At 36.0% G+C, this 12,040-nt stretch carries 14 protein-coding genes; 2 read left to right on the top strand and 12 right to left on the bottom strand.

Translation table 11 applies throughout. The features are described 5' to 3' along the window. Window positions 1-133 precede the first annotated feature (133 nt). From JF73_RS00950 to JF73_RS00940, 3 genes are all read right to left on the bottom strand, one after another. Window positions 134-907: a transcriptional regulator gene (locus JF73_RS00950; RefSeq protein WP_046326616.1), complete on the bottom strand. Its 774-nt coding sequence runs from the start codon at window positions 905-907 to the stop codon at window positions 134-136. 26 nt (window positions 908-933) lie between these two features. Continuing rightward, window positions 934-2,019, bottom strand: coding sequence for a D-alanine--D-alanine ligase family protein (locus JF73_RS00945; protein ID WP_046326615.1), 1,086 nt, complete (start codon window positions 2,017-2,019; stop codon window positions 934-936). Between the two features lie 152 nt (window positions 2,020-2,171). Beyond that, on the bottom strand, window positions 2,172-3,209 hold the full coding sequence (locus JF73_RS00940) for a helveticin J family class III bacteriocin (protein WP_052727751.1): 1,038 nt from the start codon (window positions 3,207-3,209) through the stop codon (window positions 2,172-2,174). Between the two features lie 132 nt (window positions 3,210-3,341). On the opposite strand from JF73_RS00940, the gene JF73_RS00935 reads away from it, so the two are divergent. Next, entirely contained in the window at window positions 3,342-4,346 is a 1,005-nt protein-coding gene (locus tag JF73_RS00935; protein ID WP_052727750.1) for a CAP domain-containing protein, read from the top strand. A 65-nt stretch (window positions 4,347-4,411) separates the two neighbouring features. On the opposite strand, the gene JF73_RS09280 is transcribed toward JF73_RS00935, so the two are convergent. The 9 genes from JF73_RS09280 to JF73_RS00895 form a co-directional block, all read right to left on the bottom strand. Continuing rightward, window positions 4,412-4,708: a hypothetical protein gene (locus JF73_RS09280; protein WP_143435064.1), complete on the bottom strand. Its 297-nt coding sequence runs from the start codon at window positions 4,706-4,708 to the stop codon at window positions 4,412-4,414. Between the two features lie 20 nt (window positions 4,709-4,728). Next, window positions 4,729-5,328 carry a nucleotidyl transferase AbiEii/AbiGii toxin family protein gene (locus tag JF73_RS00930; RefSeq protein WP_052727748.1) on the bottom strand — a complete coding sequence of 200 codons (600 nt, stop codon included), beginning with the start codon at window positions 5,326-5,328 and terminating at the stop codon, window positions 4,729-4,731. Window positions 5,329-5,330: 2 nt separating this feature from the next. Next, the gene (locus JF73_RS00925) at window positions 5,331-5,921 is read right to left on the bottom strand and encodes a type IV toxin-antitoxin system AbiEi family antitoxin domain-containing protein (RefSeq protein WP_046326614.1); all 591 of its coding nucleotides are present in this window, start codon (window positions 5,919-5,921) and stop codon (window positions 5,331-5,333) included. 194 nt (window positions 5,922-6,115) lie between these two features. Next, complete coding sequence (locus tag JF73_RS00920; RefSeq protein WP_038520880.1) at window positions 6,116-6,589, bottom strand: nucleoside 2-deoxyribosyltransferase; 474 nt, start codon at window positions 6,587-6,589, stop codon at window positions 6,116-6,118. Between the two features lie 53 nt (window positions 6,590-6,642). Beyond that, on the bottom strand, window positions 6,643-7,473 hold the full coding sequence (locus tag JF73_RS00915) for a hypothetical protein (protein WP_046326613.1): 831 nt from the start codon (window positions 7,471-7,473) through the stop codon (window positions 6,643-6,645). Window positions 7,474-7,484: 11 nt separating this feature from the next. Continuing rightward, window positions 7,485-8,168, bottom strand: a complete 684-nt coding sequence (locus tag JF73_RS00910; RefSeq protein ID WP_046326612.1) for a TetR/AcrR family transcriptional regulator — start codon at window positions 8,166-8,168, stop codon at window positions 7,485-7,487. A 141-nt stretch (window positions 8,169-8,309) separates the two neighbouring features. Continuing rightward, window positions 8,310-9,290: a ribose-phosphate diphosphokinase gene (locus JF73_RS00905; RefSeq protein WP_046326611.1), complete on the bottom strand. Its 981-nt coding sequence runs from the start codon at window positions 9,288-9,290 to the stop codon at window positions 8,310-8,312. A gap of 146 nt (window positions 9,291-9,436) precedes the next feature. Then, on the bottom strand, window positions 9,437-10,093 hold the full coding sequence (locus JF73_RS00900; protein WP_038520869.1) for an alpha/beta fold hydrolase: 657 nt from the start codon (window positions 10,091-10,093) through the stop codon (window positions 9,437-9,439). Then, window positions 10,090-10,935, bottom strand: a complete 846-nt coding sequence (locus JF73_RS00895) for a glycosyltransferase family A protein (protein ID WP_046326610.1) — start codon at window positions 10,933-10,935, stop codon at window positions 10,090-10,092. Before JF73_RS00895 ends, JF73_RS00900 begins: the two co-directional genes overlap by 4 nt. A gap of 139 nt (window positions 10,936-11,074) precedes the next feature. Here JF73_RS00895 and JF73_RS00890 point away from each other — a divergent pair, with 139 nt between their 5' ends. Continuing rightward, entirely contained in the window at window positions 11,075-12,040 is a 966-nt protein-coding gene (locus JF73_RS00890; RefSeq protein WP_046326609.1) for a DUF1002 domain-containing protein, read from the top strand.

Genomic DNA, 12,040 nt, shown 5'->3' with positions numbered 1-12,040 from the left:
CAAAATCATTCCCATCAATTTATACTTACCTACTGTAACTTAAAAGCAGTCAATATAAATAAATTTTTAGTTAAATTTGCAAAATTTAACTATTATAAAAAAACGACTTTTGGTTAAAAGTCGTTTTCAATTATTACATATCTAAGAACCGTTGCCACCAATGTGTCTTTTCCGGTTCCACTTGCATATCTGCTAAAGTACGGTGAGCATTGGCGTTTGCACTCTTTTCCGCATTTTCCTTTGCCTTGGCCAAGATTTCCTCATGCATCTGCTCACTTGACTTCCCCTCATCCTGCGCTACTTGAGCCCGCTTTTCAGCCGCAGTTAATGGTTTGGTTGCCGGCATATCTTGCACATCCGTGATAGGATCATCAGTCACAATTCCCGAAATATCCGGTAACACACTAAAATCTTCTGCAGCACCATTTGTTTTGGCAGCAGGCTGTTCTAATTGCTCCTGCTTTTTGAGCAGCTCTTTATTCTGTTCTTCAATTTGGTTTAATTGTTTTTGCAGGTGGTTAAGAGCCGTATTTTGCTGGCCAATTGTTTGCTGCAAAGCGTTCAGCAATTTCACCATTTGGGAAGTGGACATTACTTCTTGTTTTTTGCCACTTTCCTTTTTCTTAATCCGTTCATTTTTATCAGTAACTGCAAAAATTTGCTGTGCGGCTTCCTGCAACGTTAAGCCGTTATCCTGAGCCAATTGGTGAAAATCTTCCAAATCACGCACATTTTGCTTACTGTATAAGCGGGCGTTTTGCTTAGTACGTGCATAATAATCGGGTTTACCAGTAATTTTCTCTACAATTAAAGAATATTTGCGTAAAGTAGCCACACTAATGTGCAATTTCTTAGCCGTTGCAGCCGGTGCGGTTAATTCTTCAAAATTATGCTTATCTTCACTCATCAGATATACTCCCTAGCACAATTAAATTAACCAATCTTATGTAACAAGTTTTTCTTATGGTTAAAACGCTCCTGGGCTTTTTCAATCAGGCGGGTAATTAACTCAGAATATGAAATACCTGCTTCTTCAAAAAGTTTAGGATACATACTTATATTGGTAAAGCCCGGTAATGCGTTCACTTCAGTTAAGATGATCTTATTATCGCTATCGCGCAGTGTGGAGTCAACACGAGCTAACCCACTACATTCTGTGACTTGGTAAACCTTTAGGGCATTAGCTCTAACTTTAGCTACAATTTCTTGAGGTAATTTAGCAGGAATCTGCAAGGTAGTAGTGGAATCATCATCATATTTATTTTCATAACTGTAGAAAGTACCAGCTGCATTAATAATTTGTCCGACACCGGAAACAATTGGTTGATCATTACCTAAAACCGCAGTCTCAACTTCGGTACCGTGAATGGTTTCCTCAATTAAAACTTTATCATCATATCTAAAAGCATCGGCTAGAGCCTCATCAAACTCCTCTTTGTTAGTAACATGATGAACTCCAACTGAAGAACCTTGATTTGACGGCTTAACAAAGAGGTCGCTACCAAGTTTAGCACTGACCTTGTCATAGTCCCGCTTGGCATTAGCAGCGTCTTCATATTCAAACCGCTTAATCGCGATCCAGTCAGCTACAGGAACGCCGACGCGTTGTGCTAAAATCTTGGTAAATTCCTTGTCCATTGTCACAGCCGAAGCTAACACATCATCACCGACAAAAGGCTTATTTAAAATGCGGAACAGCCCTTGCAAACAACCGTCTTCACCTAAATTGCCGTGTACAATCGGAAAGAAAACATCAATTTCCGGTAAATTTTTTAATTGAATTAACTTTGAAATGTTGGCAACTTCATGAGGATTTTCAATGGTATATTTAGGATTTTTTAAGACTTTAAAAGAGTCTTCTTCACTTGCTAAATAGCCGTCGTTAGTAATCCAAATTGGATGCACATCGAATTTATCTTGGTCGATGGCATTATAAATATTATGGCCAGACATAATTGATACTTCATATTCAGATGAATTACCACCAAAAATTAAACCAACTTGTGTTTTCTTAGTCATTATTTTTACCTCTTAGTCATTGTTTCTAACTTTTAATTATACGGCAAGAAAACCCGAAGAATTGTAAATTAGACAATTTTTTAGGAATATTTTTTATTATAAGCAAAAAGTCTTGCATAAGGCAAAATCATATCCGAAAAATTTATACTATATTAAAAATTGTTATTTGAATCCCAAGTGATTTCATAAAGTTTATTGATCTTTGTTGGGTGTTTGGCCGGAGCAGCTGGGACAAAAGACTGATGATAAGCTACCGTCAAGTAAACATCATTCGTACTAACTAGTTGTATGTCTTCCAGTTCTGTATAATAGCCGGGGATTTCCAGCTCGCTTGCACCAGCTAAGTCAACTAATTCCCAAGCCTGAGGATCAACTGCTGCCCAAGGAATTTTAATAATCTTTCTATCCCGACCTAACCTATCATCTGCAAATTGGCTGGAAAGATAGATATCACGGTGATTACTAATAGCAAAGCCTTGCAGCGAACCAACTAACCCACCATGACCAGAAAAATTGGGCACTTTAAATGCGGCAATGCAATTTATCGTTCTAATATCAACATGTTTGGTTGTAGTTGTAGCGTGATCAAGAGCATTATTAATATCAGTTAGATAATAAAGCGCAAAATAGCCGGTGTAGTCATTATCGCCATAGGCTACTAAAAAGTAGCGCAGATCAGGTGACACAGCGACTTCTACACGTGCAAACTGCTCTCCAGAGCAGCTGATGCCGAAATCTGCTCCTGCATAATTCAAATTTGATAATCGCGGTTGCATTTTGGTATTGGCAGCAATTTTAAAATAATGCGGCATTTTGATACGTGCAACTTGCTTTGACCATGTAGACCAACTTTGATTTAAATCATTTGGTTTGGTGCCTATAAACCATTGACCAGATCTGCCGGCAAATTCCAAAGTCTGTGTATGTCCTGCTGCTGAACCGGTTAAATGTAAAACTGGTATTTTTTTATTAAAAACAGCATTAATGTTATTTTGCCCGCGATAAACCAGAGTATCACCCGCAACACGCTGCATAGCATAGAGCTTGCCATCAATGATACTGGTTTTTTGCACTACTACCTGGCGCAAGTCCTGATCTACTGGTCCAGTGACCCCGTCCCAGTCATCTAAATTAGCTGTTAAAGTGATACTGATATTTTTTGCTAGTCGCATGTCTTCACTGTTAGTCAAAATCTTTTCCTTATAAAAGTCCTTTACAAAAAGCCATTCAAATTATTAAATATAACTATCATTTGGTAATTTACACATACCTATTTTTATTTTGCCTTATAATTAGTGTTAAAGAAAGGAGAGCATCTTTAAATGTTCAAAAAAATTTATACTGCCCTCTTATGTTTGCTTTTCTTTTTTCCTTTTAGCAATACCCAAACATACGCTGCGGAACTCACACCAAGTGAAACAAGCAAGATAAACAAGCTGCAACAGGAATACGCGCAGCTTGATAAAACTGCTTTTAACTTTAATAACCTTTATTTAACTAAACCCTATTTTAAAACTAAATTTAAGCAGGGCGTGCTTGTACCCGCATACCTCACTAGTCAATTAGCGTACACAAACTATTACCGCGAGTTATTTGGGTTAAATCCGGTAAATGAAAACTCAGAGGACAATATTGCTGCACAAAAAACTGCAGCTGTTTTAGCTGCATTAAATGCTAACCCGATGATTAACCAGCATAATTTACCTCATGATAAGCGCCCCAAATTGATTAGCAAAGATACTTGGCAACTAGCCCGTAACACATCTAATCAAGCAAATCTTAATTTTAATACCACTGACCAATCTGCAGGAGATGTTATCACTGATTTATTGACTGACCGCTATAATTTAGGCGGAGCAGACACCGGTCATCGTGCTTGGCTGCTATCAACGCGCTTAACTACAACCGGTATCGGTGCAGCTTATGGTACGAACGGCTACCGTTATTCTGTGCAAAAAGTATTCAATCCGGTTGACGTTTTCCGCTCTCCGAGCCAAGAAATGGTCACATATCCTAGCGCTGGCGTTTTCCCTATTGAACTTTTAGCAGGTGAAAATATTGCCTGGTCAGTTTATCTTTCCAGCCGCCATTTTGAGGGAATACCAGTCATTACTATTACCGATAAAGATAATGGTGAAACTTATCAAGCAAAAAACGTCCGCAATTATAGTAAGACCGGTTACGGCAACTTTGAAACGATTATTACCTATTATCCTGGATCAATGCCGCTAATAGTTGGCCATGAATATGAAGTAAAAATCACGGGCTTAAGCAGTTATAGTTTTAAACTGTTTCAACTTCAGGAAAAATCCAGTTCTGCGCAATGATAAAAGCTTCTAAAAATGATATCCTATAACAACCGTGAACTTTCATCACTATATGAGTGAAAGAATTAATTATCAAAAAGTTCCAGCATAAGTTCTTCAATTGCTTTCAAAGTGTCTTGAAAGTTTATCTTTTGGGCATAAGCTTTTTGATGTGTATAATTTTTCCATTTGTCTTGCATTGCCTTACTACTTTTTATCTCATTTAATGTAATTTGCCATAAATAATTTTCCTTATTTACTTTTTCAAAAATTTCATTAAAGCTGTTTCTTGAATTAGCAGTATTTTCTAAAGCAGTTCTAGTTATGGGTAAATTCAGCTTTAGTTTTTTATAATATGTTTGCTTTCTAAGCTTGTTTAACATATATATGTCATAAAAGTCTTTCATTGAGTATTGACAATACTGCGACTAAATATTGTCTCTAGTTTTTGGGCAATGATAGTTTCATTATTATAAGCATAAATTTTTATTGGACTGTTATCGATCAAAGAATTGTATTCATATTTGATTTCTTTAGGGGTTATGATATCACCGGTAGAAATATCTATTTTGATATTGGCCTTAGATTTTTTATAAAGAGTGCCCAGTAAATGAACTCGGTACCCAACATATTCAGCTCCTTCATGTATCTTTTGTACATTACCAACTCTTTTAATTTCAATTGGGTCATTTTTACTTGGAATGATATTGCAAATTTCATCAACCATTTTTGTTGCTTCGGAGGAAGTCAAATTTTTTCCTTTAATATCTGTATCAATATCTTCTGTTGTTCTGTTATTAATACCAATTAAACTTGACAACAAAAATCCACCCTTTAGGATTAAATTATTTTTATATTTTGATTTAGCTATTCTTTTTACAAAATCATCTAAAGTAAATTCCTCCAAAATTACCTGTGTAGATGTTTTATTATCTTTTGCCAGTTTACGTATATGAGCTATCATTTGTTGATTATTAGTAAAGTTTCGAAATTTATCATTCATTTTTATAGCAATATTTCTAGGTATTCCTGAACTTTCTTAACAGTTTTGAATTTTCTTGCAAAGTACAGCAATTTGGCAATATTTTTATTTGGCTGTTTTAAATATTGCTTATAAGCCTTATTTATTATTTCAGGATCAATGTGGTTTTGTGGACGTAATATTTCTGCCATAGTTCGATCAATAGAATAAACCCTAACATTATTTCCAGTAGGAGTTTTTACTATTTCTATACCTAAATTATAAATTTGAGGTACTTGCTGATGGGGCACAATTTGTTCTTTTAATTTCGAATTTTTATATCCTCTCGGAAAGGTAAGCTCAATTTTATCTGGAACACGATCACTCAAACCAAATAAATAAAGAGCGGAGTTCAACGAAATTATTCCTTTCTTGAGTCTCAGCTGAATAGTATAAAAAGCATCTTCTAAATGATTTGGGCTGCCATAAATCCCTTTATCAATTAAAATCAACATATTGTCTCTAATGTAACTTTTAATTTGTTGCCCTGAATAGTTTTTCTTTGTAAGTTGTTTTCTAGACAGTACATAATTATTTTGTTTTAACAAATTTTCCAATTCAGATTTATCAGTCATTTCAGTCACATCCTTTTATCTATATTTTACCCCATTATCAACTATAATGGGGTGAAATATAGATAAAATTAAATAAATAAAAACCATATTTCGAAAGTTAAGCGAAATATGGTTTCTATTTAAAATGAATTAATATCCCTTTTTAGAGAGACAATTATATCTTTAAATAGTTATTTTTAAAACTGAGCACATTTTTAAATATAATTGGCGACGGCTGCCAATAAGTCATTTTCATTATTGACAATGGTACCATTAAGTTTAATTAGACCCGTAGTATACAAATTAACGTAGTGAAACTGGTTTTCAGCAATCTGGGTCAAAGCCTGCAACTTTTCTTGATTATCAGCGCCCTGCTGGCGTGTATCTGTGTACAAGCCAATTATCGGAATTTCTTTTGCATAAGCAACGCCTATTTCACTGGCAACACCATTATCAATACTAAGCCCATCAAGCACCGCAATCATTAAATCACTGTTAACCAACTTCTCGGTATCTGCTTGAGCAATCATTTTAGAATCAGCATACGCTTGTTTATCATTGATTGACGCGTTTTCTTGGGGCAAATATAAATCAATTGCATCATCTATTTGACGAATTTTAGCAGCCAGTTGCGCATTATAATTAATTTCTGCCTGTGAAAACAGAGCATTAGCAAAATAAATTTTCATTTGAACTTCCTTTGGCAAGCAACGGTAAATTGCTTTTTTGACACCTAAATTACCTAATTATTTGGCGAGCTGATTTCCCACGGAATTGCACTCAGGATATAAAGAATGACACCAGCAATGACAAAATCGAGAAAAATACTACTACCGATCTCTAAGACATAGCCTAATACAGCCAAGCCTTCGACATTAAATATGACAGGAATAATAGCTAATATTCCCGCACTTAGCATTAGCCAAAAGCCAGCCCACATTCCAGATGCGGTAACTTCATGGGTCAGCATTTTTGAATTAAGCAATAACTTCATATCACTAATCAGTGAGTGCAAACTAATAAATGCCATTACTAGTATAATTACGTTAACGATTAACAAAATAAATGCAATATTGCCCCCCAAAGTGATCGTGTTCAGATTAAAAGCATCCTTCACGTCAAAGGGAGCATTATTTGCTTGCTCTTTTAATTTGTGTTGTACTAGTTGCGCATCACTAGAAGAATCCTGGTCAATATTTAATTCAATATCATGCAAAATTTGTTTAGCTAAATTCATGTTATTAAATTTAAACCAAGGAGTACCCAACGTGTAATCAATAATATGATCAGCAATCGGCTGCGTTTGCTTAGTAGTTAGCAGGTTGGCACTACCATCTTTATTAGCACCTATTATTTCTGCTAATGTATCAAAATGCTTATTAACCTGTCTAACCACTACAGCTTCGTTACTACTGTTTCTAATCTGTCCCTTCATAAAAAAGGGGTTAAGGAAAGTCGCGGTAATCATGGTTAGCGATACAATCAGAAAGATAATAAAGGACAAAGCTTTTTTATATTGACTGCTTTCTTCTTCGCTCATTCTGTGCAAACCATTGCGCGCGCCATTTGCCATATTTTTCCTTCCTAACAGACAATCTCCTTGTCTTCATCAAACATTGTATCTATTGCATGATGAATGGTCTTAATATCGGTAGATTCAATGATATCATGACCCTCTTTGAGCGCCTTATCAATAGTTTTTCTTGAACTATGCAGAAAACTATACATAAATGATTCTGTACCATAATCTGCTATTTCTTCAGGAGAAACTTCATATTTTTGATTATCATAATAAAGACGACTAATACCGGTCACTACAAAGGCAATCCCCATTCGTACTTCTCTAGGTTCAAAGTCAAGGTGGTCAAATAGTTGTTTTTCTTTTAACCAATCATTGATTGTTTGACTCCAAAAGTCGAGTGATTCATTACTCTTGAATACCTCTGTAATGATCCGCTTAAGACCTTCATCATAAATTCCCAACATTTCAATTGCATAAATAAAGGCTTTGGTGCGGGCACATACTTCGTCCTCTTTAGTAGCACTAAATTTTTGCACTTGCTTGTCTAACGTATTGAGAATGTTGCGGACAACATCTGCAATTAAGCCAGATTTATGTGGATAATAAGATTGCAGCAAGGATTTAGAAATCCCCGATTTTTCTGCAATCATTTGAAACGAAACACTATCCATTCCGTTTTCTCTGATTAAATGAAAAGTATTACTTAAAATAGTACGTCTTCTTTTATAATTTTTACGTCGTGCCATAATGTTTTCTCAGCTCCTATACATTTTGCTTTAATTATACCAATGATATAGAATAAATAAACAAAAAGGCACTGGTATATTATTTGCTTATAGTTTTAACTATTTTAATTACATACTAAAAGTAAGCCATTTATCATGTGATTATTTCAAGTCACTTTCACTTAATGAATGCATTGAGCGGTCATTATATACATAATTAATTCCCCGCGCTAAAAGCAAATCTACTGAGATACGAACCATTCTATCTGGATAATGGCTGTGTTTAATTGTATCTGTTACTACGATTTGTTCAATTGGTAATTCATTCAGAACTTCCAGTGCATTTTGTGAGAGCAGTGCATGCGTTGCAGCAACATAAACTTTTTTAGCGCCCGCTGCTAGAACTGATTTGGTTGAAGAAGAAATACGTGAACCGGTGTCAATCAAGTCATCAACAATAATACATTTCTTGTCCTTCACATCACCAATCATGCTGTGTACATCGGCATCGTAACGAGCCCTGCGCTGATCTACAATTGCAATTGGAGCGTCAAAGAATTGCCCAAAATTACGAGCCAGCTTAGCACCAGAATGGTCTGGTGAAACAACTACAATATCGTCTTCTTCCTTAGTAGCAATACCGTTATCAATAAAGTATTGCGCTAATAACGGCATAGCATGTAAGTGGTCAACTGGAACATTGTAAAAACCTTGAATTTGTGAAGCATGTAAATCCAGTACGATTAAGTGATCCATACCAGTAATTTGCAATAAATTAGCTACCAATTTAGCAGTAATTGGTTCCCGCGAACGTGTTTTCGTATCTGAGCGCGAGTATGCTAAATATGGCACTACTACGTTTATCCGGTGAGCTGAAGCACGGTGTAAAGCATCTAAAACAATTTCCAGTTCCATAAAGTTCTCATTTACAGGGTCTTGAATTGATTGAATAACGAAAACGTCGCATCCCCTGACACTTTCACCAATATTGACTTGAATTTCGCCATCACTGAAATGCTGCACAGCAGTTTCGATTAACGGTTTTTTCAAAATTTGCGCAATTTTTTCATTTAAAGCGGGATTTCCGCCTAACCCAATCAGCTTCATTGGGTGCATTAACTGAAGAAGTTCTTCCTTGTTCATAGCTACCTCGTTTATTTAAAATACAATCTTTGCATGTCTATTATAACCAAAAAAGTCCCTAGTGCCTAGCAAAGTAATAAATTGAAAAAAAGCCGAAAGTAGTTTTCGGCTTTTTTATTCAAGTTTCTCTTTTAAATTTTAGTAATCTATTTAAAAAAATCTTCCATTAAGTTCAGTAATTTGAAGCTCTTAACGGCATAACTGTCGTGCTTTTGTCTAGGCATAACCAAAAGCTGACCCTGAGGGATAATTTGGCTGTACCATCTAACGTGTTCAACTTTAACCCAGTCTTTTTCTCCCACAACACAATAGGTTGGAATTTTGATTGCCTTCAAGCTATCGACCGACATAAAACTTTCTGACAGTTCTACCTTACTATCGCGGTTCATCCGCAAGAAACGCAGAAACCCTTCAGTCAGATAATGATATGACCTAATACCGTTGCCATTGACAAAAACACCGGCTACCATCAATTTTTGAAACACAGTCTGATCTTGACTGGCAAGCATCATTGCCACTAAGCCACCGGCATCAAAGCCAAAGCAATAGCACCCTCTAATATTTACCTGATTAATAAAAGCAGACAAATCTTCAACTTCTGTTTGATAGTGTTCTGCTGCTTCTCCCTGGCTCAGTCCGTGTCCTCTCATGTCCAGCACATAAACAGTGTAATAAAGAGACAGTGGCGCAACAATTTGGTCAAACATGCCACCATCTAAATGGTGCCCATGCAGTAACAAAAGCGGGGCACCTTTACCTAATTTACTATAATAAAGCTCATTACCATTAACTTTTACTCTCATCTCTGGTCTCTTTCACTAGCCTCTATTAACTTTTGTTCAGAACCATTTTCTTTTCTATGCTCTTGCCATAGACTACGGACAATAATTTTAGCAACAATATAATTTGCTTTAAAATTATCAGGTATCATTTTTAAGTTGAAGTGATGAACCATACTGTCTTTACGCTGCCAGTAATGGTAGATAGGAGTGCTATCGCAGTAAAAGCCCTCGGTCAATGCCAAGTATTGTACGTTAAAAATCTGATCCTCCATAAAAGCTAAGTCTTTCATGAAATGCAAATGATTTTGCCGTACAACCGATAACTTATAGCCCTTGTTCCAGGTATAGCCCTTTACTGGGGTAGCTAGGCAATGATTATCACATAAAGAGCCAAAAGGATTACTGATTAACTGGTATGTTCGCGCTTTTCCTTTCATTCCCCGTACTTGTTTTTTAGTTACAGGAACTGAACCTTGTTTATTTTCATAATCAAGCCAAAAGCCACAAGAAACCATTGCTGCATCAGGATGATCATGAAACGCACGGACAAAAAAGGCAGTATAACCGGAATCAACCCAGTCGTCACCATCATGAAATGTAAAATAAGGCGTATCAACATTGGCAATGCCCACATTGCGGGCATCAGACAAGCCGCCATTATGTTTATTAATTATTTTAAAGTAACGGAAGCGTTCACGATAGCTTTCAGCTATTTTTCTGGTATTATCCGTTGAACCGTCATTGACAATTAACAATTTGAAATTCGGATCATCTTGTTTAGCTAAATGGTCAAGAGCCCGAGTTAAATATTTTTCAACATTGTAAATTGGCATGATAACTGTTAATTCAGGTTGCTGAATCATAGTTTCCTCCTTTACTTTTGTTATTATACCATCTTAAATCTTAAAAATAACGTAAACTAGGTGGTACATAACCATAATTTAAACTTTTGTTTTGAGTATTTAGTATAATTAGTTTCATTCAAAAGGAGTTAATTATTATATGAAAAAAGCAAAAACTTTTTTAACTATTATTACCATGTTATTTTTAAGTACAGTTGTCTGCGGTGCCTTTGAACAGACGGTTAAAGCAGACGACTTACCTGTTATTTGTTTGGGAACATCCCTGACTGAAACTCAAAAAAGCGGTACTTTAAAAACGCTTAGTAATCCACTAAACGGCAGCAGCTATCAAACTATGACTATCACAGGTGCCGATCTAGTAAAGTATCTCAACCCCTCTGGTGCTAATTTCACGACCCAATCGGGCGTATGGTCCAGTGCTATGATCGAAAAAACAGCTGCAGGTAATGGTATTAACGTTCGCATTCTTGATTATAACGGGCACAACAACATTACCACCATCACTGCCGACCAATATCAAAATGCGGCTTTAACTGCGGGCATCTCTGATGCCAATATCTATGTTACCAGCGCTGTGCCGATTGATGGCTCCGGTGCTTTAGCCGGTGTTTACGCTGCTTACAGTAAAACCGGCGAAAACTTAAACCAAAGTCAAGTTAATGCTGCTCAAGATGAAATGAACACTTTAAGCAAAATCACTAAAGAAAATAAGGATAAAGACGGCTATAGCGACGCCCAATTAAATAATGCTATTGCCGGTGCCAAACAGGAAATGAGCCAAATCGGCAACAACGTTTCCGATAGTCAAATTCATGACATTGTTACCAACCAAATCAACATCAATCATCTTGGTGACGTGATTAATAATAACCAGAAACAACAGATTATTAACGTTCTCATTGAAGTACGCGATTCTGGTGCCTTAAAAAATCACAAATTCAAAGATCAGGCAGATGCACTTTCTAAAAACATTAAAAAGAATGCCAAAGGCATTTTTGATAAGATCAATACACCAGAAAATCGTAACTGGCTTGAACAAATTTGGCATAATATCACTGCATTCTTCAGTCACCTTTTCAGTGGCTTAATGGCTATTCAATATTAA

Source organism: Lactobacillus helsingborgensis (genome assembly GCF_000970855.1).
Lineage (GTDB): Bacteria > Bacillota > Bacilli > Lactobacillales > Lactobacillaceae > Lactobacillus > Lactobacillus helsingborgensis.
Note: the sequence above shows the minus strand (reverse complement) of the source record. Positions and strands in the feature narration are given on the sequence as shown.

What these genes read in the sequence shown, in the direction of transcription:
- JF73_RS00950 (WP_046326616.1), bottom strand. Translation starts at nt 907, where the DNA reads ATGAGTGAAGATAAGCATAATTTTGAAGAATTAACCGCACCGGCTGCA.
- JF73_RS00945 (WP_046326615.1), bottom strand. Translation starts at nt 2,019, where the DNA reads ATGACTAAGAAAACACAAGTTGGTTTAATTTTTGGTGGTAATTCATCT.
- JF73_RS00935 (WP_052727750.1), top strand. Translation starts at nt 3,342, where the DNA reads ATGTTCAAAAAAATTTATACTGCCCTCTTATGTTTGCTTTTCTTTTTT.
- JF73_RS09280 (WP_143435064.1), bottom strand. Translation starts at nt 4,708, where the DNA reads ATGTTAAACAAGCTTAGAAAGCAAACATATTATAAAAAACTAAAGCTG.
- JF73_RS00930 (WP_052727748.1), bottom strand. Translation starts at nt 5,328, where the DNA reads ATGAATGATAAATTTCGAAACTTTACTAATAATCAACAAATGATAGCT.
- JF73_RS00925 (WP_046326614.1), bottom strand. Translation starts at nt 5,921, where the DNA reads ATGACTGATAAATCTGAATTGGAAAATTTGTTAAAACAAAATAATTAT.
- JF73_RS00920 (WP_038520880.1), bottom strand. Translation starts at nt 6,589, where the DNA reads ATGAAAATTTATTTTGCTAATGCTCTGTTTTCACAGGCAGAAATTAAT.
- JF73_RS00915 (WP_046326613.1), bottom strand. Translation starts at nt 7,473, where the DNA reads ATGGCAAATGGCGCGCGCAATGGTTTGCACAGAATGAGCGAAGAAGAA.
- JF73_RS00910 (WP_046326612.1), bottom strand. Translation starts at nt 8,168, where the DNA reads ATGGCACGACGTAAAAATTATAAAAGAAGACGTACTATTTTAAGTAAT.
- JF73_RS00905 (WP_046326611.1), bottom strand. Translation starts at nt 9,290, where the DNA reads ATGAACAAGGAAGAACTTCTTCAGTTAATGCACCCAATGAAGCTGATT.
- JF73_RS00900 (WP_038520869.1), bottom strand. Translation starts at nt 10,093, where the DNA reads ATGAGAGTAAAAGTTAATGGTAATGAGCTTTATTATAGTAAATTAGGT.
- JF73_RS00895 (WP_046326610.1), bottom strand. Translation starts at nt 10,935, where the DNA reads ATGATTCAGCAACCTGAATTAACAGTTATCATGCCAATTTACAATGTT.
- JF73_RS00890 (WP_046326609.1), top strand. Translation starts at nt 11,075, where the DNA reads ATGAAAAAAGCAAAAACTTTTTTAACTATTATTACCATGTTATTTTTA.